Here is a 26,762-nt window from a genome sequence, read left to right as displayed (position 1 = left end):
ATTATAACCCTAACCGCCTGAGTGACAAGCGATAAAACACCGCCAATTGGCGGTGTTTTGAGCAGTCAGTTCAGCGGAGGCGAAAATTTACCGGTTGAAGCGGCACGGGGCCTGATAGTAGGCGCGCATTTTCTCTGCCAGCCAGCCGCCATCGTCGCCGTTGGAGTGGATGGTGGTGATGCTGACGGTAGACCCGCCGCCCCAGAGGATAGAGAAAATGTTGTAGTCCGGCAGGTTATAGACCTGCTGTTGTGACCAGTCATAGCCGTTGTCACGTTGCAGGAACTCCCCCACCCGGCTGACGCCGTAATTCACCGGGTTAACCGCCGTGTTGCGCAGCCCGCTGTAGACCCTGGAGACGTCGCGGCCGATGCGTTCATCGCCCATAAAGAAGCTGCCGCCGGAGCCGAAGTGTGAACTCGCGATCAGCCGGGTGCCCTCCTCTTCCGTCGGCATATGGCCGCCGGGGATCTGCCAGATCATCGCCGGTTTGTTCAGCCCGGCGGCGGTGTATTTCACCAGCTTCAGGTAGTTGAGCCAGCTTGAGGCGTTCCAGCCGTAGTGCGGCAGCGCGTCGGGGCTGAAGCAGTCACGCTCGAACTTATCAAACACGATGAAGTCCGGCGCGTACTGGCCCTGGTAGACGCGCAGCTCGTCGATGAAGTCCACCACCGCGTCGGCGTGGGCGCGCGCATCCACATTCTCCCGCAGTACCCAGTCCGCGGTGCCGGTCGCCCAGACGTTGGTCTGCCAGCCGAAAGGCACATCCGGGGCGAAGTGGCGCACGATAAAGTTAATCGCCTGCAGGTAGCCGTACAGATCGTCGCTGAAGGTCGGCAACAGCGGCATGTTGAACTTCAGCAGCGGCTGGAGATCCCGCACCGCAATCTGCAACTGGCTGTTGACCTTCACGCTGCCCAGCGCCCGCACCACGGTGTAGCCGTGCGGCTCCTGCTGCATCGCACCGAGGAAATCGGGGTTCAGCACAAAGGTCACCGGCACCGGGTGCGCCGCGTCTTTGTGGCTCTGCGCCGCCACGCACTGGGTGATGAAGCTGCCGAAGTGGTTCCGCAGCCGCTGCATATCCTGGAGGTCCGGCAAGGCGCTGCCGCCGCTGGCGTTGGCGGTGTAGACCACCATCACCGGCATCACCGGGCGGTTCGCCGCCTGCGCAATTTTACGCGCCACCTCGCAGGTGCGGTGCACCGGCAGGCTCTCAAGATCCAGATAACCGTCGCGGTTTTTATCCACTTCTGCCGCCGGAATCGGGTCACCGCCGCCGTCGAAGCCGTCATATTTGAAGATGGCGCTGACCGGCACGCCGTTGTAGGCGGTGACGGAGGCCTCGGCGTTGACCGTGACGCCGCCGTGAGCGAGGTAGTCCGGCCAGCCGCGCACCTGGAGATCCACCCCCTGTTCGAACACCAGCCGCAGGTCATGGCTGCTGCCGGAGACGGTGACGATGCCGTCGCGCAGCGGCAGGTAGCTGCGGCCGTTCAAGACCAGTTTCTCCGCGCTGATGCGGTACTCCCCCGCCGCCAGCGGGTACGGGATCGCCAGCTTGCCGCTGCCGTTCAGGGTGAAATAGTACTGGGTCGCGCCGTCGGGGCTGATCAGGGACACATTGAGTTTATGGCTGCCGGCGGGCAGCCCGCTGGCCTGAAGCGTCGCCTTGATCATCGCCCCGGTATTGAGCCGCCGGGTCTGGTAATCCACCGTCACCGGCAGGGTGTTGTTTTTATTCGGGATAAAGGAGGTCAGCGCCGTCAGGCCTGAGAACTCGGTGTTATTGATGCAGGTGGTGCTGATCTTCACCTGGCAGGCGACCTGATGCGCCAGCTTATGGAGGGTCAGCGGCGTGCCGAAGGTCAGGCGGTGGTCGCCTGCTACCGTCTGCCCGCCCTGGGTCAGGGTAATGCCGATGCTGCCCTGCTTCACGCTGCTGTTGCTCATCAGCGACAGCGAGGCAGAGGCGAAAATCAGCGGCGCACGGTAGGCCAGCGTCAGGTGGTAAGGCGAGTTAGTGTCTGAGAGCGTCAGCGTAAGCTGCGGCTGTTGCGGGGCCAGGCTCGCTTCCTGATTCTCCAGCACCGGCAGTTGCAGGCTGTAGCGCCCGTAGGCCAGGCTCTTGATGCGCTGCGTGCTGTTCCATTGCAGGGTATAGGTCTCGCGGCTGTTGTCCGGGCCGGTGAGGGTCACCTGCGGCGCGGGGAAACCGGGCAGCGGCCCGGCGGGGGTGGCGATCACCAGTTCCCCCTGCCGCGCCGGGTCATTGACCAGCGTGACATAGACATCGCCCAGGGTCACCGGCGTCTGTGTGGCGCTGAGGCTGAAGCTCAGGGTGCCGGTGGCCCCGGGGGCCAGGCTCATTTTTCCGCCCTGCGGCAGCACCAGCGTGTTTTTCTCCAGCGGCCAGCCGCCGTCACGGGTCACGGTGGGCGCGGTGCCGGAGAAGAGCGTGCCGCCGAAGGTGCTGTATTCGTCCGGGTGGCCGGTGGCCAGGAACTCAATTTTCGCCTGCGCCAGGTCGATCATCTGTTGGCAGGTGTTGGTCAGGCTGAAGGTGACTTTCTGGTACCAGCTGCTGGAGGAGATGGCGCTGACGCTCACCGCCACGCTGGCCCCTGCCGCCGTGCCGCCGGGGGTGGCCGGTGCCTCTTCCGGCTCCGGGTCAGCCTCTGCGGCGTCCGGCACGGGAGGTTCGTCCGGCAGCACAGGGTCTTCCGGAGGCATTGGCTCATCCGGCAGTTCCGGCTCCTCCGGCACATCAGGCAGGAAGTCATCGGCCGGGGGCTGCACCTCCGGCTCTGCGGGCGCGTCCGGTATTACCGGCCCGCTCTCCTCGCCGGAGGCCAGCGTCAGCGTCCAGTGGCTCACCTTAAACGGGATCTGGGTCGCCGCCAGGTTGAATACCAGCGTGCCCTTCTTCCCCGGTGCCAGCAGCAGCGGCCCGCCGTTATCCAGCACCACCCGGCTGTGTTTCACCGGCCATTCATCAATAAAGGAGATATCCGGCGTTTTGCCGGGCATCAGGGTGCCGCCGACCGGCGCGTACTGGTCGATGCTGCCGTTGGCGGTAAAGCAGAGTTCGGCCTGATTGAGATCCAGCGGCTGGGTGCCGAGGTTACTGAAGGTCAGCGTCGCCGGCTGGTACCAGCTGTTGACATCAATCGCGCCGGCGGCCAGCTGCAGGCCGGACGGTAGTTGTGTTGCCATGGTGTGCCCCTCGTCTGAACGTGTCTGACAAGCGTCACACTAAGCCCCTGTTATTCCTATCATTTACATTATAAAAAAATATCAGGGCCGGTCATAACACATCACTCACGCCGGATAACAGGCATAAAAAAGAGCGCCGGAGCGCTCTTTCAGGACATCACAACGGGTTATTTCTGCGGGCGCATCGCCGGGAACAGAATCACGTCGCGGATGGTGTGGCTGTTGGTGAACAGCATCACCATACGGTCGATGCCGATGCCCAGGCCGGCGGTCGGCGGCAGGCCGTGCTCCAGCGCGGTGACGTAATCTTCGTCATAGAACATCGCTTCGTCATCCCCTGCATCTTTGGCATTCACCTGCTGCTGGAAGCGCTCCGCCTGATCTTCGGCGTCGTTCAGCTCAGAGAAGCCGTTGCCGATTTCACGGCCGCCGATGAAGAACTCAAAGCGATCGGTGATCTCCGGGTTCTCGTCGTTGCGACGCGCCAGCGGCGACACTTCCGCCGGGTACTCGGTGATGAAGGTTGGCTGGATCAGGTGGCTTTCAGCGGTCTCTTCGAAGATCTCCGTGACCACGCGGCCCAGGCCCCAGCTCTTCTCAACCTTGATACCGAGCGAGTGCGCAATGGCGACGGCTTTGTCGAAGTCATCCAGGTCGGCCAGGTTGGTTTCCGGGCGGTATTTCTGGATCGCCTCTTTCATCGTCAGCTTGTCGAACGGCTTGCCGAAGTCGAACTCCTGGTCGCCGTACGGCACCACGGTGGTGCCCAGCACATCCTGCGCCAGGGTGCGGAACAGGTTTTCGGTCAGGACGATCAGGTCACGGTAATCCGCGTACGCCATGTAGAGTTCCATCATGGTGAACTCAGGGTTGTGGCGCGGGGAGACCCCTTCGTTACGGAAGTTACGGTTGATTTCGAACACGCGTTCGAACCCGCCGACCACCAGGCGCTTCAGGTAGAGTTCCGGCGCGATACGCAGGTACATGTCGATGTCGAGCGCGTTATGGTGCGTGATGAACGGACGCGCCGACGCGCCGCCCGGGATCACCTGCATCATCGGCGTTTCGACTTCCATGAAGCCGTGCTCCACCATAAAGGTGCGGATGCCGGACATGATCTGCGAACGCACCTTGAAGGTGTGGCGTGACTCGTCGTTGGCGATCAGGTCGAGGTAACGCTGACGGTAACGGGTCTCCTGGTCAGCCAGGCCGTGGAACTTATCCGGCAACGGGCGCAGGGCTTTGGTCAGCAGGCGCAGTTCGGTGCAGTGGATCGACAGTTCGCCGGTTTTGGTTTTGAACAGCTTGCCGCGCGCGCCGAGGATGTCGCCCAGGTCCCACTTTTTGAACTGCTCGTTGTAGACGCCTTCCGCCAGATCGTCACGCGAGACGTAGATCTGGATCTTGCCGCCGACGTCCTGCAGGGTGGCGAAGGAGGCTTTGCCCATGATACGGCGGGTCATCATGCGGCCGGCGACGGTGACTTCGACGCCCAGTGCTTCCAGCTCGTCGCTCTCTTTGCTGTCGTACTCAGCGTGCAGGATGTCGGAGGTGCTGTCACGGCGGAAATCGTTCGGGAACGCCACGCCATTTTCGCGCAGGGCGGCCAGCTTTTCGCGGCGCGCCTTGAGTTCGCTGTTGAGTTCCTGCGCCTGCTCTGCGCCTTGGGGTTGTTGCTCAGACATTTCGGTTCCTTATAACCCGGCTTTCAAACTTGCCTCAATGAATTTGTCCAGGTCACCGTCCAGCACGGCCTGGGTATTACGTGTTTCAACGCCGGTGCGCAGATCCTTGATGCGGGCATCATCCAGCACATAGGAGCGGATCTGGCTGCCCCAGCCGATGTCAGACTTGTTCTCTTCCATCGCCTGTTTCTCAGCATTTTTCTTTTGCATCTCAAGCTCATACAGCTTCGCCTTCATCTGCTTCATCGCTTGATCTTTGTTTTTATGCTGGGAACGGTCATTCTGGCACTGGGTGACCGTGCCGGTCGGAATGTGGGTAATACGCACCGCGGATTCCGTCCGGTTAACGTGCTGGCCGCCCGCGCCCGAGGCACGGTAGACGTCAATGCGCAGGTCTGCCGGGTTGATCTCGATGTCGATGTCCTCATTCACTTCCGGGTAGACAAACGCGGAGCTGAAGGAGGTGTGGCGGCGGCCGCCGGAGTCAAACGGGCTTTTGCGGACCAGGCGGTGGACGCCGGTCTCGGTGCGCAGCCAGCCAAAGGCGTAGTCGCCGATGATCTTGATGGTGGCGGATTTCAGCCCGGCCACGTCGCCGTCGGACTCTTCGATAATTTCGGTTTTGAAGCCTTTGGCCTCGGCCCAGCGCAGGTACATACGCACCAGCATACTGGCCCAGTCCTGGGCTTCGGTGCCGCCGGAACCGGCCTGGATGTCCAGGTAACAGTCGGCGCTGTCATACTCACCGGAGAACATGCGGCGGAACTCAAGCTGTTGCAGCTTGCCGTCCAGCCCGTTCAGCTCCTCAACGGCTTCGTTGAAGGTGTCTTCGTCCTCGGCTTCCACCGCCAGCTCCAGCAGGCCGGAAACATCTTCCAGCCCCTGGTTCAGCTGGTCGAGGGTTTCGACGATCGCTTCCAGTGAGGCGCGCTCTTTGCCCAGCGCCTGCGCGCGTTCAGGCTCGTTCCAGACGTCGGGCTGTTCCAGCTCGGCGTTTACTTCTTCCAGTCGCTCTTTCTTGGCATCGTAGTCAAAGATACCCCCTCAGGACCGCTGTCCGTGCAGACAGGTCCTGAATACGGTTTTTTACCGGATTAATTTCAAACATAGTTTTTAAGTCTTACGTTAGTGTCGCAGATGACGGAATGCCATTCGAACCGGTAATTCTAGCGGATCTGGCAGCCGGTTTATAGCGAGTTGCGCCGATTTCTGGCCGGTGGCCCTGCCCTGCGGCCGCTCAGCGCGGCCACAGGTGCTGGATTAATAATTGCACATTACGGTTGCCGCGGAACTCATTGACGTCGAGTTTATACGCGAGCTGCACTTCGCGGACGCTGCTGTCCGGCCAGAGGGTGGTGTCGATGTTGAAGGCGATGCCGTCCAGCAGCGGGCCGCCGCCCAGCGGCTCCACCATCAGCTTGAGGTGGCGCTCGCCCACCAGCCGCTGTTGCAGGATGCGGAACATGCCGTCAAAGGTCGGCTCCGGGAACGCCTGCCCCCAGGGGCCGCCCTCGCGCAGCAGCTCGGCCGTCTCCAGCGTCATCTGCTGCGGGGCCAGTTCGCCGTCTGACCAGATCACCCCTTCGAGCTGGGCCGGGTCGAGCCAGTCACCCACCAGCTCGGCAAAGCAGTCGCGGAAGCGCTCAAACTGCGCCTCCTCCAGCGACAGCCCGGCCGCCATCGCGTGGCCGCCGAACTTGATCATCAGGCCGGGGTGCAGGGTGTCGAGCCGCTCCAGCGCGTCACGCATGTGCAGCCCGGCGATCGAGCGGCCCGAGCCTTTCAGCACCCCTTCGCCCGCCGGGGCGAAGGCGATCACCGGCCGGTTGAAGCGCTCTTTGATGCGTGAGGCGAGAATGCCGACCACGCCCTGGTGCCACTCCGGGTGATACATCGCCAGCCCGTAAGGCAGCTCGGTGGTGGTGCGCTCCAGCTGGTCGCAGAGCACCAGCGCTTCCGCCTGCATCCCCTGTTCAATCTCGCGGCGCGTCTGGTTCAGCGCGTCGAGATCGCTGGCCAGCGCGCGCGCCTGGCCGATGTCATCACTCAGCAGCAGCGCCACGCCGATCGACATATCATCCAGCCGCCCGGCGGCGTTGAGCCGCGGCCCGAGGCCGAAGCCGAGGTCGCTGGCCGCCAGCGTGCGTGCCTCGCGCCCGGAGACCTCCAGCAGCGCGCGGATGCCGGGGCGGCATTTGCCGGCGCGGATGCGGTTCAGCCCCTGGAACACCAGGATGCGGTTGTTGGCATCCAGCGGCACCACGTCCGCCACTGTGCCGAGCGCCACCAGGTCGAGCAGCTCCGCCAGGTTCGGCTCTTTCAGGCCGCGCTGGGCGAACCAGCCCGCGTCGCGCAGCGCGGTGCGCAGCGCCAGCATCAGGTAGAAGGCGACGCCGACCCCCGCCAGGGATTTGGACGGGAAGGCGCAGTCGGCCAGGTTCGGGTTGATGATCGCCTCCGCTGCGGGCAGCGTCTCGCCCGGCAGGTGGTGGTCCGTCACCAGCACCTGAATCCCCTTCTGGTGCGCCAGGTCGACGCCCGCATGGGAGGAGATGCCGTTGTCCACGGTGAGGATCAGCTCCGCGCCGCGCGCGGCCGCCTGCTCCACCACTTCCGGGCTGAGGCCGTAGCCGTCATCAAAGCGGTTCGGCACCAGGTAGTTCACCTCGCTGCCGCCCATGCTGCGCAGCGCCAGCACGGTGAGCGCGGTGCTGGTCGCGCCGTCGGCGTCGAAATCCCCGACCACCATGATGCGCCGCCGCTCAGCCAGTGCCTGTTGCAGCAGCGCGACCGCCCGGTCAATGCCGCTGAGTTGCTGGTAGCTGAGCAGGCCGCGCACGCCGCGCTCCAGCTCCTGGGGCGCACGGACGCCGCGTGCCGCATAGAGGCGGCGCAGCAGCGGGTTAATGTCGGCGGGCAGGCCGTCGGCGGGGGCCGCCTCGCGGCGGCGGAGGGTTGTTTGCATGATCACTCAGGGCTTACCACCGTTCTTTAATTTTGTGCGGATTTCTGGGCATCCAGCATCGCCGCCATCTCTTTCGGCGGCTGGTAGCCGGGCACCATGCTGCCGTTTTCCAGCACGATGGCCGGGGTGCCGGAGACGCCGAACTGCACGCCCAGCTCGAAGTGGCGGGCGATGTCGGTGTTGCAGGTGGCCGGGGAGACTTTCTCACCGCGCATCGCCTCATCAAAGGCGTTGTTGCGGTCAGCCACGCACCAGATGGCCTGCATCTGCTTCTCAGTCACCGACTCCAGCCCCTGGCGCGGGAACGCCAGATAGCGCACGGTGATGCCCAGATCGTTGTACTCTTTCATCTGCTCATGCAGTTTGTGGCAGTAGCCGCAGGTGATGTCGGTGAACACCGTAATCACATGTTTCTGGTGCGCCGCCTTGTAGACGATCATCTCCGGCTCAAGTTTGTTCAGCTTGTCCAGCAGCAGGCGGTTGGTGGTGTTCACCGGCTGCTTGCCGCTGACGTCATACAGCGGCCCCTGCACCATGTAACGGCCGTCGTCGGTGGTGTAGAGCACGCCGTTTTCCGTGAGCACGGTTTTCAGCCCGGCCACCGGCGCAGGCAGGATCTCAACATGCTGCACGCCCAGCCCTTTCAGGCTGGCTTTAATGGCGGCGTCGTCCGCCTGCGCGGTGCCGCACAGCACGGCGGTCAGCAGCGCCAGCGACACAAAACGGTTTTTCATGGTCTGTTCCTTGTGCGTAAGTCTGAAGAGTTCACCCGGCACTCAGGCGCGGGGGTGATGCTGTTGGTGCAGCTGTTTCAGCCGTTCCGTCGCCACGTGGGTGTAAATCTGGGTGGTCGAGAGGTCGCTGTGGCCCAGCAACATCTGTACGACCCGCAGATCCGCGCCGTGGTTCAGCAGATGGGTGGCGAAGGCGTGGCGCAACACATGGGGCGACAGCCGCTCGCTGTCAATGCCGGCAAGGATCGCATAGTGCTTGATGCGATGCCAGAAGGTCTGGCGCGTCATTTTCTGGCTGCGGTTGCTGGGGAACAGGATGTCGAGGGCCTGGCCGTTGAGCAGCCAGCCGCGGCCGAACTCCAGGTAAGTTTCCAGCCAGTGGATCGCCTCCTCGCCCAGCGGCACCAGCCGCTCTTTATTGCCTTTGCCGATCACCCGCACCACGCCCTGCCGTAAACTGACGTCGCTCAGCGTCAGCCCCACCAGCTCCGAGACGCGCAGCCCGGTGGCGTAGAGCAGCTCCAGCATCGCCTTGTCACGCAACTCCAGCGGGTTTTCGGTGCTGGGGGCCTGCAACAGCGCCTCGATCTGCGCCTCGCTGAGGTCTTTCGGCAGCCGCTGCGGCAGCTTCGGCGACGAGAGCAGCGCCGTCGGGTCATCGCTGCGCTGCTTTTCGCGGTAGAGGTACTGGAACAGGCGGCGCATGGCGCTGAGCAGGCGCGCCGAGCTGCTGGCCTTGTAGCCGCCCTCGACCCGTTCGGCCAGAAACGCCTGCAGCGCCGGGGCGTCGGCGGTCAGCAGTGTGGCCTGATGGTGGTGCAGCCAGGCCGCCAGCGCCTGTAAATCCAGCCGGTAGGAATCGAGGGTGTTCTGTGCCAGATTGCGCTCCAGCCAGAGGGCATCAAGGAACTGTTCAATCAGGCTGTGATCGTGCTCATGCTCTGTCACGCTGGCTCCCGGGATGAGGTAAATTCGCCCGCCATTATGCCTTATCAGCGCGCAAAAGCGTGGGCCAAATCTGATACACTCACCTTATCTGCAATTCAGTAACCAAATGGCAACATAAAGATGAAGATTGGTCTGTTTTACGGTTCAAGCACCTGTTACACCGAAATGGCAGCAGAAAAAATCCGCGACATCCTGGGCGAGGAGCTGGTTGACCTGCACAACCTGCGCGATGCCGACCCCAAACTGATGGAAGAGTACCCGGTATTGATCCTCGGCATCCCCACCTGGGATTTCGGCGAGATCCAGGAGGACTGGGAGGCGGTCTGGAACCAGCTGGTCACGCTGAGCCTGAAAGGCAAGATTGTGGCGATGTACGGCATGGGCGACCAGCTCGGCTATGGCGAATGGTTCCTCGACGCCCTCGGCCTGCTGTATGACCAGCTGAAGCCGAAAGGCGTGCATTTTATCGGCTACTGGCCCACCGACGGCTTTGAGTTCACCAGCCCCAAAGCGGTCACCCCGGACGGCAAACACTTTGTCGGGCTGGCGCTGGATGAGGTCAACCAGTACGACCTGAGCGATGAGCGCATCCAGCAGTGGTGCGAGCAGATCCTCGAAGAGATGGCCCCGCTGCTGTAACGCCCGTCAGGCGCTGCCGTGGCCCGCGCCGGGCGAGGCGCCCGGCTGGCGCGCATAAAGGCAGAGGCTGCGCCACGCCGCCGGCGTCATGGCGTCAGAGGCGAGCCAGAGACGCCGGCGGCGGCGCTGCCAGAACGGCTGCCGCGTGCCGTTGGGCAGCGGTTGCAGCGTCAGGATCATGCCGCTGCGCAGCTGCCACGGCGCGCGCACCAGTTGCCACTCACGCTGTTTCCAGCGCAACTGCCCCGGCGAGAGGAACACCAGCTCCCCGTGCCGCGCGGAGATGTTTTTCTGGCTGCGGATGCACTGGAACACCAGCAGCACCACCAGCGACAGCCACACCAGCAGGTAGCCCTCCGGCCACGGGGCCAGCAGCACCAGCAGGATCAGCCCGCCATGCAGGAACAGGGAGAAGAGCTGGGTACGCCAGGAGACGCGGACATCACATCGCCACTGGGCCACGGTCTTTATTTCGCGTCTGAATCAGGGTAACCATGCGCTGCAATTCGCTGTCCTGCGGCGCGCCGTGATTCATCAGCCAGTTGAACAGATCCGGGTCGTCGTTCTCCAGCAGGCGGACGAACAGCTGCTTATCCGTGTCGTTCAGGGTGTCATATTCATGTTCAAAGAACGGCATGATGGCGATATCCAGCTCACGCATACCGCGGCGGCATGCCCAGTGGATGCGCGCCCTATTATTAATATCCATGTGTTTTACCGGCCTTTTTTCTGTCAGGGGAAGTTCATCATTGTAAATTGATTTTAACATTCTGCACGCACTCCGGCGTGGCAATTCGGCACATGCCGAAAAAAGAGCCGGCGGCGGCGGTGTGCATCCTTCTGCGCGGCCGATGCCACGAATACCTGTTGCAATCCCCGGCACCTCTTTTACCATTAAGGCAAACCCTTATGGCCCCTCTACTGGCAGGAACCTTATATGGCGTATACCACCCCGTTTCCCCCGCAAAAACCGTCCGCGTCTTCCCATCTGCCCCTGACCCTGATCTCGCTGGAGGCGTGGGCGCTGGTGACGGTCACCGGCGCTGACACGGTCAGTTACCTGCAAGGCCAGGTCACGGCCGATCTGGCGTCGCTGGGCGCTGACCAGCATGTGCTGTGCGCCCACTGTGACGCCAAAGGCAAAATGTGGAGTAACCTGCGCCTCTTCCCGCACGGCGACGGCTGGGCCTATCTGGAGCGCCGCAGCGTGCGTGACAGCCAGCTCGCTGAAATCAAGAAGTATGCGGTGTTCTCCAAAGTGACCTTTGCCGCCGGGGATCAGGCGGCGCTGCTGGGCGTGGCCGGTTTCCAGGCGCGCGCCGCGCTGGCCGGGGTGTTTGACCAGCTTCCGACGGCGCAGCAGCCGGTGGTGCAGGCCGGTGACTCGACGCTGCTCTATTTCGCCCTGCCGGCCGAGCGCTACCTGCTGGTGACCACGCCGGAGAAAGCCGCGGCGCTGGTAGAGAAGCTGGGCGGGCAGGCGCAGCTCAACGACAGCGAGCAGTGGCTGGCGCTGGACATCGAAGCCGGTTACCCGGTGATCGACAGCGCCAACAGCGCGCAGTTTATCCCGCAGGCGACCAACCTTCAGGCGCTGCCGGCGGGCATCAGCTTCAGCAAAGGCTGCTATGCCGGGCAGGAGATGGTGGCGCGCGCCAAATACCGCGGGGCCAACAAGCGCGCTCTCTACTGGCTGGCCGGCCAGGCGGCGCGGGTGCCGGCGGCGGGGGAAGACCTGGAGATGCAGATGGGCGAAAACTGGCGGCGCACCGGCACGGTGCTGGCGGCAGTGCAGCTCAGCGACGGCACCCTCTGGGTGCAGGTGGTGATGAACAACGATCTCGCCCCCGACAGTGTGTTCCGCGTGCGGGAAGAGACCAGCGGCACCCTGGCGATCCAGCCGCTGCCCTATTCGTTGGTGGAAGAGAAATAAGCGTCCTGCGCTGAAAAAAAACGGAACCCGAGGGTTCCGTTTTTTATGCGCGCTTTTCATCACACGTGCGTCTTATCAGACGTAAAGATAGATCGCCAGAAAGTGGCAGAGGCTGCCGCCCAGCACAAACAGGTGCCAGATGGCGTGGCCGAAGCGCCAGCGCTCCGAGGCGTAGAAGATCACCCCCAGGCTGTAGACCACCCCGCCGAGCGCCAGCAGCGCCACCGCCGCCCAGGGCAGGGTGACTGCCAGCTGGTAGACAACGATCAGCGAGAGCCAGCCCATCAGCAGGTAGGTGATCAGTGACAGCTTTTCAAAACGGTGGGCAAAGGCGAGTTTGAACAGCACGCCAATCAGCGCCAGCGCCCAGATCACCGCCATCAGCCCTTGCGCCAGCGGCGAGTTCAGCCCCACCAGCAGGAACGGCGTGTAGGTGCCGGCGATCAGCAGGTAGATGGCGCAGTGGTCAATCTTCTTCAGCCAGTATTTGGCGCGCGGCTGCGGCATCGCATGGTAGAGGGTCGAGGCCAGGTAGAGCAGCACCATGCTGCCGCCGTACACGCCGTAACTGATCAGGGCCGCCGCCGTGACCCCCGCGCCCCACCCTTTGGCCAGCAGCATAATGGTGCCGATAATGCCCAGCAGCAGGCCGACGCCGTGGCTGATGCTGTTGGCAATCTCCTCCGCCCACGGGTACGCGGCAGGCTTCTCGCGGGTAACGGTATCCGTCATCGTGTTGCGGTTCCTCTCAGCATAAATTTAACAACCGACCTTATCCAGTAACAGGCGTAGCCTAGCTGAGAATGGTTTCAGTGTACACGTGTACGCTAAAAATAAACGGCGAAACCTTGTCATAACACGCCGTTAACGAAATACTCGCTGTTAACGGAATAATCACTTTTCACTGTTTTCCCAGGAGTCGCCATGTCGTTGCTATCCCCTGCCCTTGATTTTGGTTCCATGACCGAGGTGTTCCATTTCCTGATGGAGATCGACAAGCTCAAAACCGTGGAGCGCCGCACCAAAGTGCTCGGCACCACCCGGCAGGAGAACTCCGCCGAACACAGCTGGCACTTTGCAGTGGCGGCGATGAGCCTCGCCCCCTACGCCGGGGAAGCGGTCGACCTGCAAAAAGTGATTCAGATGGCGCTGCTGCATGACATCGTGGAGATCGACGCCGGGGATGTGCTGGTGTATGACCTCGCCGGGCGCGCCGCGGTGAAAGAGAAAGAGCAGGCCGCTGCCGTGCGTTTATTCGGCCTGCTGCCGGAGCCGCAGCACAGCCGGTTCCTGGCGCTGTGGCATGAGTATGAGGCGGGCGAGACGGCGGAAGCGCGCTTTGCGCTGCTGATCGACCGGGTGCTGCCGGTGATCATGAACCTGAACAACCAGGGGCAGAGCTGGGTAGAGAACGGCGTGCGGCTGGAGCAGGTGCTGAGCCGCAACGCCTTTATCGGTGACGTCCACCCGGAGCTGTGGCGTCACCTGGAAACCCATCTGCACGCCGCCCAGCAGCAGGGCTGGCTGAAATAACCCCTCAGGCGCACGCCTGCTGGCGCGCCAGCGCCTCGGCGTACTCCGGCATCGAGGCGGCCGCGCCCGGCCGCTCCACGCAGACCGCCGCATAGGCGGAGGCGAAGCGCGCCGCCTGAATCAGCGTCGCCCCGGCGGCCAGCCGTGCCGCCAGCGCCCCGTTAAACGCATCCCCCGCGCCGGTGGTGTCTACCGGGGTGGCACGGCAGGCGGGGATCAGCGTGGTCTCGCCGTTCATGGAGAGCAGCGCCCCCTGGGTGCCGAGGGTGATAATCAGCGCCGCGACGCCTTTGCGGTGCAGTACCTCCGCCGCCTGCCGGGCAGAGGGCACATCCGTGACCGTCACGCCGCTGAGCAGCGAGCACTCGGTGGCATTCGGCGTCAGCAGGAAGAGCTGCGGCAACAGCGTGTCCGGCACCGGCTGGAACGGGGCCGGGTTGAGGATCACCGGGGTGCCCGCTTCCCGCGCCAGCGCGATCGCCCGCGTCACCGCCGAGAGGTTATTTTCGAGCTGGGTCAGCAGAATATCCGCCGCCGCAATCGCCGGGCGGCACTGGTCGATCTCCTGATCGGTGACCGTGAGGTTCGCGCCGGGGTCAACCGCAATCATGTTTTCCGCATCCTCCCCCGCCACGTAGATCAGTGCGTTGCCGGTGGGACGCTCGCCGGTGGAAAACAGCGTCACGGCGTCAAACCCGGCGCTGTCGAGGTGGCGGCGGGCAAACTGGCCGAAATCATCCCGCCCCACCTTGCCGATGTAGTGCACCCGCGCCCCGGCCTTAAGCGCCGCAATCGCCTGGTTGGCCCCTTTGCCGCCTGCGCCCATCATGCTGGTGCGCGCAATCAGGGATTCGCCCGGCTGCGGGAAACGCGCCATCCCGGCGACGATATCCAGGTTAAATGACCCAAAAACGCATACTTTGTTGCTCATGCCTGCCTCCTGCTGCCGGAAAAAGCCAGATCGCGCGCGGCCGCCAGACAGGCACCGCGGCAGCCGGTCTCGTCGGTGACGTCGCTGAAGGTGATCGCCAGCCCCGCCGCCGGTTGCGGCGCGCGCAGGTGGGCGCGGATCTGCGCCACCAGCGACGCCTGCGGGAAGCCCGGCATCGCCAGCACGCCGCCGCCCAGCACCAGGTGCTCCGGGTCAAAGATATTCATCTCGGTGGCGATCGCCTGCGCCAGCCGGGTGATAAACGCCTGCAAATCGGGGTGTTCGCCCAGCGTCGCAAACAGCGCGCCGATGGCCGTCTCAGGGGCGCGCGCCGCAGTCCACGCCGCCAGCCAGTGCCCGGCAGTGACGCTCTCGACGCAGCCGTGTTTGCCGCAGCGGCACGCCGTCTCCAGCCCCGGCCAGGGAATATGGCCCAGCTCGCCCGCCGCCCCGTGCGCGCCGTGGTAGAACGCGCCGTCCAGCCACAGGCTGTTGCCCATGCCGGTGCCGAGGTAAACCCCGGCCGCCACGCGCGGCAGCTGCGGCAGGCGGGTTAAGTCCCACCACATCAGGTGGTTGACGTCCTTGTCCATGCGCACCTCCACCCCCAGCGCCTGCGCCAGCTGCGCCGCCACCGGCTGGTTGTCCAGCGCCGGGATAAACGGCAGTGACAGCACCCGCGCCCGGTCGCGTGACAGGATGCCCGGCAGGCCGAGCATCACCCGCGTGTCACCCAGGGCGGGCAGCGCGGCACCGATAAGCTCAGTCAGCCCCTGTAACGGCTGCGGCTGCTGCGCCCAGTCCGCGGTTTTCACCTTGCGGTAGCCGCTGAACTGCTGCTGTGAATCCATAATAATCAGCCGGGTGTGCGTACCGCCGATGTCGACCCCAAGAAATTGCTGCATACGCTTCTCCGCGTTTACGCCGCCCGGCGCATGTGATCGAGCATTTTGTCCCAGGCCGCGTCCAGGTCGCTGTCGAGGTTGAACAGGCCGGAGCTGCCGACGATCAACACCTCCGCCCCGGCGGCCATCAGGTCGTGGTAGGTGCCGGTGTTGCAGGAGCCGTCGATCTCGATCAGGTAGCGGTAGCCGTGCTCCCGTTTCAGGTCACGCAACTGGCGGATCTTCTCCAGCATCTCCGGGATAAAGGGTTGCCCGGCGTAGCCCGGGTCGACCGTCATCACGGTGATCTTATCCAGCAGGTGGATGTAGTGGCGCAGGTACTCCACCGGTGTCGCCGGGTTCAGCACCACGCCGACCTGCTTGCCCAGCGTGCGGATCTGGTTGATCACCCGGAAGGCGTCGCGGTTGATGGTTTCGGCATGGGGGCAGATGAAGTCCGCCCCGGCCTCGGCGATCGGCTGGATGAAATCGGTGGGGTTTTCCACCATCAGGTGGACATCCAGCACCAGCGGGGTGTGCGGGCGGATCTGCTGGATGAAGAACGGCGACAGGGTGATGTTCTTCACGTAGTGGCCGTCCATGATGTCGATGTGCAGCATGTCGGCACGGCGGTTGAGCACCTCAAGCTGCTGGCGGATCTCCATCAGGTTCATGCACATCAGTGAGGGCGAAATTTTGTATTCCATGATCAATGTCCCCAGGGGTAAAGGATAAGGTGAAAGGTAAAGGGTCAGCGCCGGGCCTGCGCGGCGCTGCGGCGCACCGCCCGCCGTTGCAGGTAGTGCTGGCGGAAGAATTTGCCCGCCAGCACCAGGATCAGTACCGCGCCCCACATCGCCAGGCTGAAATGCGGGCTGACGTTAAGCAGGTTGAGGCCGGTGGCGATCACCTGTAACACGATCAGCGCCAGCACCACCCCGCTGACGCGGCCGAAGCCGCCGAACGGATCGGTGCCGCCGAGGATGATCGCCAGTACCGTCAGCAGCAGGTAGGAGTCGCCGTAGCCCATGCGGGCGGAGTTAAAGCGTGCCATCATCACCAGCCCGGCGATCACGCAGAGCAGGCTGGAGATCATGTAGATCGCCATCAGCACCCGGTGGGTGTTCACGCCGCTGAAGTGGGTGGCGTTGATGTTGCTGCCGCTCATGTAGATGGTTTTGCCGAGCCGGGTTTTCTCCAGGAACAGCGCCAGCAGCGCGGCGGTGACCAGGAAGATGATCAGCGGCACCGGCATTCCCAGCACGGTTTCCGCGCCGATAAAGCGCACAATTTCCGGCATCCCGCTCAGGGCCGCGCCGCGTGTCAGGTAGATGCCGAGGCCGTTGACCATGGTCATGGTGGCGAGGGTCACCAGAATCGGGTGCGCGCCGATGTAAGCCACCAGCGCGCCGGTGAAGAGGCCGATCAGCGCCGCCAGCAGCATCGCCCCGGCCAGCGCCACCACCAGCCACAGCGCCTGCATCGCCAGCCCCGCTTCCGGCGGCAGCCAGGTCAGGAACACCCAGGCCATCAGCAGACTGGTGAGGTTGGCGGTGGCGATGATGCAGAGGTTCAGGCCGCCGCTGAGGATCGGGATGAACATCGCCAGCGTCAGCAGCCCCAGCTCCGGCAGCTGGAACGCCACGCTCATAAAGGTGCCGCCGTTGAAGAACTGCCCCGGCAGCGCCAGGCTGAACCCGGCCACCACCAGCACCAGCAGCGCCAGCAGGCTGCGGGTGGTGCTGTCCACCTTGTTGATCTGTTTGAACATAGCCCCTCCGGGGATGGCGTTACACAAAGCCGACGTCGGTCTCTTTGCGCTTTTTGTAGTGGGTCACGGTGATGGCGGCGACAATCACGATGCCGATCACCACATTCATGAAGTAGTTGGAGACGCCGATCAGGTTCAGGCCGTTTTTCAGCATGCCGATCAGGAAGACGCCCATCAGCGTGCCGACCACGCTGCCCTTGCCGCCGTTGAGGCTCGCCCCGCCGAGCACCGCCGCCGCCAGCACATCCAGCTCGCCGCCGACCAGCGCATTCGGCACCACCTCACCGACGCGGTAGACCTGCACCAGCCCGCCCAGCGCCGCCATCGCGCCGAGGTAGCCGTAGGCGAACAGGTGCAGCAGCCCGACGCGGATGCCGATGCGCCGCGCCGACTCCTGATCGCCGCCCATGGCGAACAGCTGGCGGCCGAGGTGGGTGCGGTTGAGCAGGAGCCAGGTAAACAGCGCCACCGCCAGCATCACCAGCAGCGGCAGGCCGATCTGGTAGGTCTGGCCGCCGGCACTGAACGGCAGCACCTGCAGCGGCATCGTCCACCATTCGGGCAGGTCGTAGAGGCTGCGGCCGTTGGTCAGCCACATCAGCATGCCGAACAGCAGCGCCTGCATACTGATGGTGACGATGATCGAGACGATGCGCAGGCCGTAGATCAGCAGGGCGTTGAACATGCCGAGCAGCGCCCCGGCCGCCACGCCGAGCGCGATGCTCAGCGCCGGGTTTGAGAGGCCATAGCTCATCGCCAGGGTGGCGATCAGGTATTGCACCACCGAGGCCACCGCCGCGAACGAGATGTCGATGCCGCCGGTCACCAGCACCACAAACAGCCCGAGGGCGAAGATGCCGCTCACCGCGTAACTCTCGCTGAGGTCGAGCAGGTTTTGCAGCGTCAGGAACTGGTCGCTGAGCAGCGAAAAGGTCACGATGACCACCACCAGCACCCAGGCGAGGTAGCCCTCGTTATGGCGCGGCAGCAGGCGGCGCAGCGGATTGGCTGCGGTTTTCCTGGCCGGGGCCGTTTTCTTGTCCGGTGAGTTTTTCACCGGTAACGGGGAGTTAACATCAAGCATTGACCGCCTCCGCAAGCTGTTGCTGGCTGATGTTCTGCGGCAGGTATTCGCCGAGGATGCGCCCCTCGCTGACGTGCAGCACCCGGTCGCAGTTGAAGTAGACTTCCGGCACTTCGTCGGAGATCAGCAGCACCGAGATGCCCTCGTCCGCCAGTTGGTGGATCAGCGCGTAGATGCTGGCTTTGGCCCCGACGTCCACCCCGACGGTGGGCGAGTCGAGGATCAGGATTTTCGGTTGGGTGAGTACCCACTTCGCGAGTACGATCTTCTGCTGGTTGCCGCCGGAGAGCGTGGAGATCGCCTGATCCGGGTTGCCGACTTTTACCCCCAGCTTCTCGATCCATTGCAGGATCAGTTTGTTTTTGCGGTACTCGTCGATCAGGTGGAAGCGGCCGCGCAGCTGGTCGAGGATCGCCAGCACGGTGTTGTCCGCCACTGACTGTTGCAGCACCAGCCCCAGCGTCAGCCGGTCTTCGGAGACGTAGCCGATGCCCGCTTTGATGGCGTCTTCATGGCTGCGGAAGCGCACCGGTTTGCTGTCGAGGTAGAGTTTGCCGCTGTCGGGCCGGGTCATGCCGAACAGGCTCAGCGCCAGCTCGGTGCGCCCGGAGCCGAGCAGCCCGCACAGCCCCAGCACTTCGCCCTGGTGGAGTTTGAAGCTGACATCCTGGTACTGCCCGGCGCGGCTGAGCTTTTCCACCTCCAGCATGATGCGCCCGGCGTGGCGGTTCGCCCCTTTCAGCTTGTAGTCGAGGGTCAGGCCGGTCATCAGCTCCGTGAGGCGCTGGCTGGTCACCTCCGCCGCCGGGAAGGTGCCGACTTTCCTGCCGTCGCGGATCACCGTCACCCGGTCGGAGATCTCCAGCACCTCGTCGAGCCGGTGGCTGACGAACACCACGCTGATGCCGCGGCTTTTCAGGTAGTGCACGGTGCGCAATAACTGGTTCACCTCGGTGCGGGTCAGTGAGGCGGTCGGCTCATCCATGATCACCAGCCGCGCCTCCGCCACCAGCGCCCGGCAGATCGCCACCTGCTGGCGCTGGGCGATCGGCAGCTCAGAGACCAGGCTGTCCGGGTCGAGCGAGAAGTTCAGCTCCGCCAGGATGCGTTCCGCCGTGGCGCGCAGCCGCGCCGGGCGGAACCAGCCGAACAGGCCGTGCAGGTTGTGCTCAAAGGCGATGTTCTCCGCCACCGTCAGGTTGGGGAACAGCGACAAATCCTGGTAGATCACCTGGATGCCGAAGGCGCGGGCCTGGTCCGGCGTCAGGCGGCGGAACGTCTCCCCATTGAGGGTGATGCGGCAACCGGCGTCCGGCTGGTAGACGCCGGAGATCACCTTGATCAGCGTGCTTTTGCCGCAGCCGTTGGTGCCGGCGAGGCAGTGCACCTCGCCCGGCATCAGCGTCAGGGCGATCTCATTCAACGCCCGCTGGCCGCCAAAGGTCATCGACAGCTGCTGCACGTCGATAAGCGGCTGGGTGCCGGGCGGTGCGGCAGGCGCACCGGCCGGGAGAGTCTCAGCAATTGCCATGATTACAGCCCCATTTTGACCAGTTTCGGCAGGTTGGCTTTGTCCAGGCTTTCGGTCGCATTGCCCAGAATGGTGTGGTTGGCTTCATCCACTTTCACTTTGCCCATGCCCTCGATGGTCATGCCGTCGGTGATCTTCTCGCCTTTCTCCAGCATGTCCGCTACCCGCACAAACACCTCCCCGGCGACCATCGGGTTCCAGATGTAGCCGCCCTTGATCGCGCCACGGTTCACCAGCGATGCCCCCTGGCCGGGGCTGAACGGCCCGATGACGCAGATGTCGTTGGTTTTGCCGCGGTTCATCACCGCGCGCCCGGCACCAATCGGCCCCTGGGAACCAAAGGCCACCACCCCTTTCAGATCCGGGTATTTGGCCATCAGGTCATTGGTGGTGCGCATGGTGTCATCCAGCGATTCGGCCACGCCGAACTTGTCCGCCACCATCTCCATTTTCGGGTAGTGCGCTTTCTGGTAGTCGATGGCGGAGTCCGCCCAGAGGTTGTGCAGCGGCACCGTGAGGCTGCCGACGTAGACCGCATATTTGCCCTGCTCTTTCATGCAGGCGGCCAGCGCCTTCATGTGGTTGATGCCGTGGTCTTTGGCGTCCACCAGCTCGAAATCCCAGTCGGCAAATTTCTGCCCCGGCGACTCATGCACAATCACCTTGATGCCCGCCGCCTGCGCCCGTTTCAGCACCGGCTCCAGCACTTTGGCGTCGTTCGGCACCACGCCTATCACATCCACTTTCTGCGCGATCAGGTCTTCAATCGCCCGCACCTGCAACGCCGGGTCGGCGGCGGTCGGCCCGACCTGCCAGGCGTCGATGCCGCGTTTGGCCGCCTCGCTTTTGATGCCCGCCTCCATGGCGTTAAACCACGGGATGCCGCCAATCTTCACCACCACGCCCATGCGGATCTTCTCCGCGCCGTGCGCCGACACAGAGAGCAGCGCCGAAGCAAACAGACAGGCCAGTACCGATTTTTTCATGATGTTCTCTCCATAAGCGGTGGCCGGACGCCACCCGTTGCGATCAGTGGGTTACGGTTAGCCGCCCCGGCGGCGCTGGGCGGCCGGGGCCACCTCAATCACATCCACGTTGTTCCAGGCCAGCTCCTGCCGGAACTCCTCATCGTCCAGCCGGTCGGTGATCAGGGTGTCGATCTCCCGGTAGTGGCAGATGCGGGCGAACGAGCGGCGGCCAAATTTTGTGGCGTCCGCCAGCAGGAATTTGCGCTCCGAGGCGAGCAGCATCTGCTGTTTCAGCCGCGCGTGGTGTTCGTTGCTCTCACGGATGCCCCCCTCCGGGCTGAGGCCGTGGCAGGAGAAAAAGACCTTGTTGATGACAAACTCCTTCAGCATCTGCTCGGCCAGCACACCGATGAAATCCTCATACTTCGCCGAATACTCACCGCCGAGGCCGATGGTGCGCACATTGGCTTTGGCGGCCAGCGTCTGGATGATGTGCAGCGAGTTGGTCAGCACCACCAGTTCGATGTCCGGGATCTGCCGCGCCAGAAACCAGCTGGTGGAGCTGCTGTCGAGCAGCAGACAGTCACCTGGTTCGATAAAGCCCAGCGCCCGTTTGGCGATGCGGGTTTTCATCTCCGGTGCCTGGTTGCTGCGCTGGCGGAACGACTCCCCCTGCTCAATCTGCCCCGACAGCGGGCGCTTCTCCGGCGTGGGGGTGTCGATGTAGACCGCGCCGCCGTGGCTGCGCAGCAGCACCCCGCGCCGCTCCAGCAGCGTCAGGTCACGTCGGGCGGTCTCCAGCGAAATCCGGCACAGCTCGGCCACTTCCTGGACCAGCACCCGCCCCCGCTGGCTGAGGAGGTCGGCGATAAAGCGATGGCGTTCTACAGGCAACATGGGTCTTCTCCTGGCTGATGTGATTACGATACGTAAAGGGTCAATGGGATTTTGCGGGAGGGGTCAAAGCCGCCGGGCGTGCGCATTTGCCCGGCACAGCACGTGATGCAGCTCACGGAAAAGGGGAAAGGCGTGAAATGTTAATGTTCTGATCTGTGTGGTGGCGTGCAGATAACCGGGGTTTTTGATGCCCCCACCTCAGGCGGGAAGTTGTAAACGGTCACAATCCCTCGCGCCCTTCCCTGACCGTTCGTGCCCGTTTCTGTGGCGATGACCGTTTCTGACCTGCGCCCCGCCTGTAAAGCGTAGCCACAACGCAGGCGGCACGTACGGTAAACCGGTTGCGCTGCGCCACAAAATTCACTTAAAAACCGGGCGGAAAATGCCCGTTATGGGGGTGTACAGAGGGGGGAAACGGTAATAAGCGGAAGAAACAGCAGGGCAACCGTTCTTAATTTCAAAAAAATGGCCCGCCGGGGCAAGCCGGCAGGCCATGTTTCATCGGGGATAGAAATCAGCAGCCGGGGCTGGCGAGCTTCCAGGTGGCCGCGATGTTACGCGCGGTCATCCGCACATTGTCACCGGCATGCTCCAGCGCCTCATCAAGGGTGCAGATGGTGTAGAGCACGCTGAATACCGCGTCCAGCCCGTGCTGGTGTACCACGCCGACATCCGCCGTCAGGCTGCCGGCAATGCCGATCACCGGCTTGTTGTACCGCTTGGCGACCTTTGCCACGCCAATTGGCACCTTGCCGTGGATGGTCTGGCTGTCGATGCGCCCTTCGCCGGTGATCACCAGATCCGCGTCTTTGACCAGCGCCTCCAGCCCCAGCGCCTCGGTGACGATCTCAATGCCGCGCCGCAGGTCGGCCCCGCAGAACGCCAGCAGCGCCGCGCCCATGCCGCCCGCCGCCCCGGCACCCGGCACCGTGTCTACCTCAATGCCGAGATCGCGCTTAATCACCCCGGCGTAGTGCGCCAGATAGCCGTCAAGCTGCGTCACCATCTCCGGCGTCGCCCCTTTCTGCGGGCCGAAAATCGCCGAGGCCCCCTGTTCGCCGGTCAGCGGGTTGGTGACGTCGCAGGCGACTTCGATCTGGCACTGCGCCAGCCGCGGGTCGAGTTCAGAGACGTCAATGCTTGCCAGCTCCGCCAGCGCCGCGCCGCCGTGGCCAAGCTCATCGCCCTGCGCGGTACGCAGTTTTGCCCCCAGCGCCTGCGCCATGCCGGCACCGCCGTCGTTGGTGGCACTGCCGCCGATGCCGATAATGCAGTGTTTCACGCCGTGGTCCAGCGCGTTGCGGATCAGCTCGCCGGTGCCGTACGACGTGGTGCGCAGCGGGTTGCGCTGGTGCGGGGGCACCTGCTCCAGCCCGCTGGCGGCCGCCATCTCAATAAAGGCGCTCTGCTCATCACCGGAGAGGCCGTAAAACGCCTCGATCGGGTCGCCGAGCGGGCCGGTGACCCTGACGCGCACAATGCGCCCGCCGGTGGCGGCCACCATCGCCTCCACCGTGCCCTCGCCGCCGTCCGCCACCGGCAGTTTCACATATTCCGCCTGCGGGAAGATCTCGCGGAAACCGGCCTCGATCTGGGTCGCCACCTCCAGCGCGGACAGGCTCTCTTTGTAGGAGTCCGGTGCAATGACAATTTTCATAGATAACCCTTTCATCAACATCCTGTAACGCGGCAGGGGCCGTGCCCTGCCCTCTGAATCCTGCCGGGCAGCCGTGTTGCGCGCCGCCCCGGCCGGGCCGGTTACCGGGTGATTTCAGCTTTCGCTAATTTCTCATAATAGCAGGCCAGCGCACTGTGGTCGGCCTTCTCCAGCCCGTCCGCTTTCAGCATCTGCATCATCTCCATCACCGCGGCGGTCAGCGGCAGCGGCGCGCCTACCTCGTGCGAGGTGTCCAGCGCGTTGGCCAGATCCTTGATATGCAGGTCGATGCGGAAACCCGGTTTAAAGTTACGATCCATCACCATCGGCGCTTTGGCGTCGAGCACCGTGCTGCCCGCCAGCCCGCCGCGGATCGCCTGGAACACCAGATCCGGCTCGACCCCGGCTTTGGTCGCCAGCGTCAGCGCTTCGGACATCGCCGCGATGTTGAGCGCCACGATCACCTGGTTGGCGAGTTTGGTGACGTTGCCCGCGCCGAGGTCGCCGGTGTGCACCACCGAGGCGGCCATCGCTTTCATCACTTCGTAGCAGCGGTCAAACACCTCTTTGTCCCCGCCCACCATCACCGACAGCGTGCCCTCAATCGCTTTCGGCTCGCCGCCGCTGACCGGGGCGTCAAGCATCGCCACGCCCTGGGACGCCAGCGCCTCACCGATCTCGCGGCTGGCCAGCGGCGCGATGGAGCTCATGTCGATAAGCGTCGTGCCCGCTTTCGCCCCTTCAATCACGCCCTCTTTACCGAGCACCACCTCTTTGACCTGCGGCGAGTTCGGCAGCATGGTGATGATGATGTCGCTCTGCTGCGCCACCTCGCGCGGCGTGGCGGCTTCCACCGCGCCACCTTCGGTCAGGGCGCGGATGTTTTCCGGGTGGTGGTCCAGCACCACCAGTTCATAACCGGCCTTTTGCAGGTTTTTGGCCATGGGTTTGCCCATGATGCCCAGCCCGATAAAACCAATCTTCATGGTTCATTCCTCTTGAGAAAACACGCTGACGCGTGGAAACAGGGGCGCGCCGCAGCGCGCAGGAAAACTTATTTTTTAAAGCGGTCGCACAATGCCACGGTGGCGGCGCGGAAGATGCCGAGGTCACTGCCGACGGCGACAAAGGTCGCGCCCATCTCCAGGTAGCGGCGCGCATCCGCTTCCACCGGCGCCAGGATGCCGCTGGGTTTGCCGTGCGCCTTGGCGCGCTCGAAGATGTGGCGGATGGCGGCCTGCACCTCCGGGTGGTTGGCCTGCCCAAGGTAGCCCAGGGTCGCGGCCAGATCGCTGGGGCCGACGAAGATGCCGTCGATGCCGTCCACCGCGGCGATCTCATCCAGGTTGTCGATGCCGGGCCGGCTTTCGATCTGCACCATCACCGCGATGTTGTCGTTGATCGAGGTGAAATACTCCGGCACCAGCCCGTAGTTATTGGAGCGGTGGGAGACGGAGACGCCGCGGATGCCCGCCGGCGGGTAACGGGTGGCGGCCACCGCGTTGCGCGCCTGCTCCGCCGTCTCGACAAAGGGGATCAGGAAGTTGTAGAAGCCGATGTCCAGCAGCCGTTTGATGATCACCGGCTCGTTGTAGGGCGGCCGCACCACCGCGGCGCTCGGGCTGCCTTTCAGTGCCATCAGTTGCGGCACAAAGGTGGTGATGTCATTCGGGGCGTGTTCGCCGTCCAGCAGCAGCCAGTCAAACCCGGCCAGCCCCAGCACTTCGGCGGAGGTGGGGTTGGCGAGGGCGCACCAGCAACCAATCAGGGTGTCGCCCTGCAACAGTTTCTGGCGGAACAGATTAGGGTAAGTCGCGGTCATGGTCAGTTTCCTTGAGGTTGCGGGCGGCTCAGCGCACCAGGCAGGGGCGTTTATTGTCGAAAGTCCAGCCGGGGATCAGGAACTGCATCCCGGCGGCATCATCCCGCGCGCCCAGCCCGTGGATGTTGTAGAGTTCGTTGGCTTTCATCAGCTGATCCCAGTCCAGCTCCACGCCCAGCCCCGGTGCCTCCGGCACCTGAACCTTGCCGTTGCGGATCGCCAGCGGTGAGCGGGTCAGGCGCTGGTTGCCCTCCTGCCAGATCCAGTGGGTGTCGATGGCGGTGATCTGCCCCGGCGCAGCCGCGGCCACCTGGGTGAACATCGCCAGGGAGATGTCGAAGTGGTTATTGGAGTGGGAGCCCCAGGTGAGGCCGAATTCGTGGCAGAGCTGCGCCACGCGCACCGAGCCCTGCATCGTCCAGAAGTGCGGGTCAGCCAGCGGGATGTCCACCGACTGCAACGACAGCGCGTGGCCCATCTGCCGCCAGTCGGTGGCGATCATATTGGTGGCGGTCGGCAGGCCGGTGGCGCGGCGGAACTCCGCCATCACCTCACGGCCGGAGAAGCCCTGCTCCGCGCCGCACGGGTCTTCGGCATAGGCCAGCACATGGCGCAGTTGCCGCCCCAGGGAGATCGCCTCATCCAGTGACCAGGCCCCGTTCGGGTCGAGGGTGACGCGCGCCTGCGGGAAGCGCTGGGCCAGCGCCGTGACCGCCTCCGCCTCTTCCGCCCCGGCCAGTACGCCGCCCTTCAGCTTGAAATCGTTGAAGCCATATTTTTCATACGCCGCTTCGGCCAGCCGCACAATGGCGGCCGGGTCCATTGCCGCTTCGTGGCGCAGGCGGTACCAGTCGCAGCGATCGTCCGGCTGGCTCTGGTAGGGCAGCCCGGTACGGGTGCGGTCGCCGATGTAGAACAGGTAGCCGAGCATCTCCACTTCGCTGCGCTGCTGGCCGTCGCCGAGCAGCGAGGCGACGCTGACGCCGAGGAACTGCCCGAGCAGGTCGAGCATTGCCGCCTCGATGCCGGTCACCACATGGATGGTGGTGCGCAGGTCAAACGTCTGGGTGCCGCGCCCGGCGGCGTCGCGGTCAGCGAACCGGTGGCGCACCGCATTCATCACATTTTTATACTCGCCCAGCGTCCGGCCGAGCACCAGCGGTTGCGCCTCCTCCAGCGTGCGGCGGATCGCCTCGCCGCCGGGGATCTCGCCCACGCCGGTGCGCCCGGCGTTATCTTCCAGCACCACAATGTTGCGGGTGAAGAACGGCGCATGCGCCCCGCTCAGGTTAAGCAGCATACTGTCATGGCCGGCCACCGGGATCACCCGCATGGTGGTGATCCGGGGGGCTGAGGTGTCGGGGCGTGAGGCGGTGCCGGAGAGTGGGGCGACGTGTGGGGCGTTATGGCTCATGCGGTGAATCCTCCTTGTCCATCGGGCCGGCAGGCCGGGAACGGCGGCTGCCGGAACGTCATTATTGTTATGCAGAAGCCGGGGCCAGGCGGCCGTTCAGGCCGGGCTGCCGTGGTCAGCGGCGACAAACAGCAAAAAGTATAAGAAGCG

The 26,762-nt window shown here is 64.0% G+C and carries 24 protein-coding genes; 3 read left to right on the top strand and 21 right to left on the bottom strand.

Going from position 1 to position 26,762, the window contains the following annotated elements; all coding sequences use genetic code 11:
* Positions 1–87: 87 nt before the first annotated feature.
* The 6 genes from CYR32_RS15365 to xerD form a co-directional block, all read right to left on the bottom strand.
* The gene (locus tag CYR32_RS15365) at positions 88–3,216 is read right to left on the bottom strand and encodes a chitinase (RefSeq protein ID WP_101825965.1); all 3,129 of its coding nucleotides are present in this window, start codon (positions 3,214–3,216) and stop codon (positions 88–90) included.
* Positions 3,217–3,383: 167 nt separating this feature from the next.
* Positions 3,384–4,901: a lysine--tRNA ligase gene (gene lysS / locus CYR32_RS15360; protein WP_101825963.1), complete on the bottom strand. Its 1,518-nt coding sequence runs from the start codon at positions 4,899–4,901 to the stop codon at positions 3,384–3,386.
* 9 nt (positions 4,902–4,910) lie between these two features.
* A protein-coding gene (gene prfB, locus CYR32_RS15355) for a peptide chain release factor 2 (protein WP_101825961.1) occupies positions 4,911–6,009 on the bottom strand; the annotation gives its coding sequence in 2 pieces (ribosomal slippage) (positions 4,911–5,933 and positions 5,935–6,009; 1,098 coding nt in all).
* A 129-nt stretch (positions 6,010–6,138) separates the two neighbouring features.
* Entirely contained in the window at positions 6,139–7,866 is a 1,728-nt protein-coding gene (gene recJ / locus CYR32_RS15350) for a single-stranded-DNA-specific exonuclease RecJ (protein ID WP_420912844.1), read from the bottom strand.
* A gap of 26 nt (positions 7,867–7,892) precedes the next feature.
* Complete coding sequence (gene dsbC / locus CYR32_RS15345) at positions 7,893–8,600, bottom strand: bifunctional protein-disulfide isomerase/oxidoreductase DsbC (RefSeq protein ID WP_101825957.1); 708 nt, start codon at positions 8,598–8,600, stop codon at positions 7,893–7,895.
* 42 nt (positions 8,601–8,642) lie between these two features.
* The gene (gene xerD, locus CYR32_RS15340; protein WP_101825955.1) at positions 8,643–9,548 is read right to left on the bottom strand and encodes a site-specific tyrosine recombinase XerD; all 906 of its coding nucleotides are present in this window, start codon (positions 9,546–9,548) and stop codon (positions 8,643–8,645) included.
* A gap of 120 nt (positions 9,549–9,668) precedes the next feature.
* Here xerD and fldB point away from each other — a divergent pair, with 120 nt between their 5' ends.
* Positions 9,669–10,187: a flavodoxin FldB gene (fldB, locus tag CYR32_RS15335; protein WP_101825953.1), complete on the top strand. Its 519-nt coding sequence runs from the start codon at positions 9,669–9,671 to the stop codon at positions 10,185–10,187.
* Between the two features lie 6 nt (positions 10,188–10,193).
* Here fldB and CYR32_RS15330 read toward each other — a convergent pair whose 3' ends face one another.
* Both CYR32_RS15330 and sdhE read right to left on the bottom strand, forming a co-directional pair.
* A complete protein-coding gene (locus CYR32_RS15330; protein ID WP_101825951.1) occupies positions 10,194–10,649 on the bottom strand; it encodes a protein YgfX in 456 nt (151 codons plus the stop codon).
* Positions 10,630–10,896: an FAD assembly factor SdhE gene (sdhE, locus tag CYR32_RS15325; RefSeq protein ID WP_101826006.1), complete on the bottom strand. Its 267-nt coding sequence runs from the start codon at positions 10,894–10,896 to the stop codon at positions 10,630–10,632. The genes CYR32_RS15330 and sdhE overlap by 20 nt, the downstream gene beginning before the upstream one ends.
* A gap of 228 nt (positions 10,897–11,124) precedes the next feature.
* Here sdhE and ygfZ point away from each other — a divergent pair, with 228 nt between their 5' ends.
* The gene (gene ygfZ / locus CYR32_RS15320; protein ID WP_101825949.1) at positions 11,125–12,120 is read left to right on the top strand and encodes a tRNA-modifying protein YgfZ; all 996 of its coding nucleotides are present in this window, start codon (positions 11,125–11,127) and stop codon (positions 12,118–12,120) included.
* A 75-nt stretch (positions 12,121–12,195) separates the two neighbouring features.
* On the opposite strand, the gene trhA is transcribed toward ygfZ, so the two are convergent.
* A complete protein-coding gene (gene trhA, locus CYR32_RS15315) occupies positions 12,196–12,852 on the bottom strand; it encodes a PAQR family membrane homeostasis protein TrhA (RefSeq protein ID WP_101825947.1) in 657 nt (218 codons plus the stop codon).
* A gap of 192 nt (positions 12,853–13,044) precedes the next feature.
* Here trhA and CYR32_RS15310 point away from each other — a divergent pair, with 192 nt between their 5' ends.
* Positions 13,045–13,653, top strand: coding sequence for an HD domain-containing protein (locus CYR32_RS15310; RefSeq protein ID WP_101825945.1), 609 nt, complete (start codon positions 13,045–13,047; stop codon positions 13,651–13,653).
* Positions 13,654–13,657: 4 nt separating this feature from the next.
* Here CYR32_RS15310 and rbsK read toward each other — a convergent pair whose 3' ends face one another.
* From rbsK to gudD, 12 genes are all read right to left on the bottom strand, one after another.
* On the bottom strand, positions 13,658–14,584 hold the full coding sequence (gene rbsK, locus CYR32_RS15305) for a ribokinase (protein WP_101825943.1): 927 nt from the start codon (positions 14,582–14,584) through the stop codon (positions 13,658–13,660).
* Positions 14,581–15,489: an allose kinase gene (gene alsK, locus CYR32_RS15300; RefSeq protein WP_101825942.1), complete on the bottom strand. Its 909-nt coding sequence runs from the start codon at positions 15,487–15,489 to the stop codon at positions 14,581–14,583. Before alsK ends, rbsK begins: the two co-directional genes overlap by 4 nt.
* A gap of 14 nt (positions 15,490–15,503) precedes the next feature.
* A complete protein-coding gene (gene alsE / locus CYR32_RS15295; protein ID WP_101825940.1) occupies positions 15,504–16,175 on the bottom strand; it encodes a D-allulose 6-phosphate 3-epimerase in 672 nt (223 codons plus the stop codon).
* A gap of 44 nt (positions 16,176–16,219) precedes the next feature.
* Entirely contained in the window at positions 16,220–17,239 is a 1,020-nt protein-coding gene (locus CYR32_RS15290) for an ABC transporter permease (protein ID WP_101825938.1), read from the bottom strand.
* Positions 17,240–17,258: 19 nt separating this feature from the next.
* Complete coding sequence (locus CYR32_RS15285) at positions 17,259–18,239, bottom strand: ABC transporter permease (RefSeq protein WP_241523833.1); 981 nt, start codon at positions 18,237–18,239, stop codon at positions 17,259–17,261.
* A gap of 76 nt (positions 18,240–18,315) precedes the next feature.
* The gene (locus CYR32_RS15280; protein ID WP_101825934.1) at positions 18,316–19,854 is read right to left on the bottom strand and encodes a sugar ABC transporter ATP-binding protein; all 1,539 of its coding nucleotides are present in this window, start codon (positions 19,852–19,854) and stop codon (positions 18,316–18,318) included.
* Positions 19,855–19,856: 2 nt separating this feature from the next.
* Positions 19,857–20,840: a substrate-binding domain-containing protein gene (locus tag CYR32_RS15275; RefSeq protein ID WP_101825932.1), complete on the bottom strand. Its 984-nt coding sequence runs from the start codon at positions 20,838–20,840 to the stop codon at positions 19,857–19,859.
* A gap of 57 nt (positions 20,841–20,897) precedes the next feature.
* Entirely contained in the window at positions 20,898–21,719 is an 822-nt protein-coding gene (locus tag CYR32_RS15270; protein WP_101825930.1) for a DeoR/GlpR family DNA-binding transcription regulator, read from the bottom strand.
* A gap of 514 nt (positions 21,720–22,233) precedes the next feature.
* Positions 22,234–23,376 (bottom strand): glycerate kinase, encoded by a 1,143-nt coding sequence (locus CYR32_RS15265; protein ID WP_101826004.1) that lies wholly within the window; start codon positions 23,374–23,376, stop codon positions 22,234–22,236.
* Positions 23,377–23,477: 101 nt separating this feature from the next.
* Positions 23,478–24,362, bottom strand: a complete 885-nt coding sequence (garR, locus tag CYR32_RS15260; RefSeq protein ID WP_101825927.1) for a 2-hydroxy-3-oxopropionate reductase — start codon at positions 24,360–24,362, stop codon at positions 23,478–23,480.
* Positions 24,363–24,430: 68 nt separating this feature from the next.
* A complete protein-coding gene (gene garL, locus CYR32_RS15255; RefSeq protein ID WP_101825925.1) occupies positions 24,431–25,198 on the bottom strand; it encodes a 2-dehydro-3-deoxyglucarate aldolase in 768 nt (255 codons plus the stop codon).
* A 28-nt stretch (positions 25,199–25,226) separates the two neighbouring features.
* The gene (gene gudD / locus CYR32_RS15250; protein ID WP_101825923.1) at positions 25,227–26,612 is read right to left on the bottom strand and encodes a glucarate dehydratase; all 1,386 of its coding nucleotides are present in this window, start codon (positions 26,610–26,612) and stop codon (positions 25,227–25,229) included.
* Between the last annotated feature and the right edge of the window lie 150 nt (positions 26,613–26,762).

The sequence above is a fragment of the Chimaeribacter coloradensis genome (genome assembly GCF_002858715.1).
Taxonomy (GTDB): Bacteria; Pseudomonadota; Gammaproteobacteria; order Enterobacterales; family Enterobacteriaceae; genus Chimaeribacter; species Chimaeribacter coloradensis.
This window is presented reverse-complemented; position numbering and strand designations above follow the sequence as displayed.

Excerpts from the sequence above, each read along its gene's own strand:
- CYR32_RS15365 (WP_101825965.1), bottom strand. The coding sequence starts at position 3,216 with ATGGCAACACAACTACCGTCCGGCCTGCAGCTGGCCGCCGGCGCGATT.
- lysS (WP_101825963.1), bottom strand. The coding sequence starts at position 4,901 with ATGTCTGAGCAACAACCCCAAGGCGCAGAGCAGGCGCAGGAACTCAAC.
- recJ (WP_420912844.1), bottom strand. The coding sequence starts at position 7,866 with ATGCAAACAACCCTCCGCCGCCGCGAGGCGGCCCCCGCCGACGGCCTG.
- dsbC (WP_101825957.1), bottom strand. The coding sequence starts at position 8,600 with ATGAAAAACCGTTTTGTGTCGCTGGCGCTGCTGACCGCCGTGCTGTGC.
- fldB (WP_101825953.1), top strand. The coding sequence starts at position 9,669 with ATGAAGATTGGTCTGTTTTACGGTTCAAGCACCTGTTACACCGAAATG.
- sdhE (WP_101826006.1), bottom strand. The coding sequence starts at position 10,896 with ATGGATATTAATAATAGGGCGCGCATCCACTGGGCATGCCGCCGCGGT.
- ygfZ (WP_101825949.1), top strand. The coding sequence starts at position 11,125 with ATGGCGTATACCACCCCGTTTCCCCCGCAAAAACCGTCCGCGTCTTCC.
- trhA (WP_101825947.1), bottom strand. The coding sequence starts at position 12,852 with ATGACGGATACCGTTACCCGCGAGAAGCCTGCCGCGTACCCGTGGGCG.
- CYR32_RS15310 (WP_101825945.1), top strand. The coding sequence starts at position 13,045 with ATGTCGTTGCTATCCCCTGCCCTTGATTTTGGTTCCATGACCGAGGTG.
- rbsK (WP_101825943.1), bottom strand. The coding sequence starts at position 14,584 with ATGAGCAACAAAGTATGCGTTTTTGGGTCATTTAACCTGGATATCGTC.
- alsK (WP_101825942.1), bottom strand. The coding sequence starts at position 15,489 with ATGCAGCAATTTCTTGGGGTCGACATCGGCGGTACGCACACCCGGCTG.
- alsE (WP_101825940.1), bottom strand. The coding sequence starts at position 16,175 with ATGGAATACAAAATTTCGCCCTCACTGATGTGCATGAACCTGATGGAG.
- CYR32_RS15290 (WP_101825938.1), bottom strand. The coding sequence starts at position 17,239 with ATGTTCAAACAGATCAACAAGGTGGACAGCACCACCCGCAGCCTGCTG.
- CYR32_RS15280 (WP_101825934.1), bottom strand. The coding sequence starts at position 19,854 with ATGGCAATTGCTGAGACTCTCCCGGCCGGTGCGCCTGCCGCACCGCCC.
- CYR32_RS15275 (WP_101825932.1), bottom strand. The coding sequence starts at position 20,840 with ATGAAAAAATCGGTACTGGCCTGTCTGTTTGCTTCGGCGCTGCTCTCT.
- CYR32_RS15270 (WP_101825930.1), bottom strand. The coding sequence starts at position 21,719 with ATGTTGCCTGTAGAACGCCATCGCTTTATCGCCGACCTCCTCAGCCAG.
- CYR32_RS15265 (WP_101826004.1), bottom strand. The coding sequence starts at position 23,376 with ATGAAAATTGTCATTGCACCGGACTCCTACAAAGAGAGCCTGTCCGCG.
- garR (WP_101825927.1), bottom strand. The coding sequence starts at position 24,362 with ATGAAGATTGGTTTTATCGGGCTGGGCATCATGGGCAAACCCATGGCC.
- garL (WP_101825925.1), bottom strand. The coding sequence starts at position 25,198 with ATGACCGCGACTTACCCTAATCTGTTCCGCCAGAAACTGTTGCAGGGC.
- gudD (WP_101825923.1), bottom strand. The coding sequence starts at position 26,612 with ATGAGCCATAACGCCCCACACGTCGCCCCACTCTCCGGCACCGCCTCA.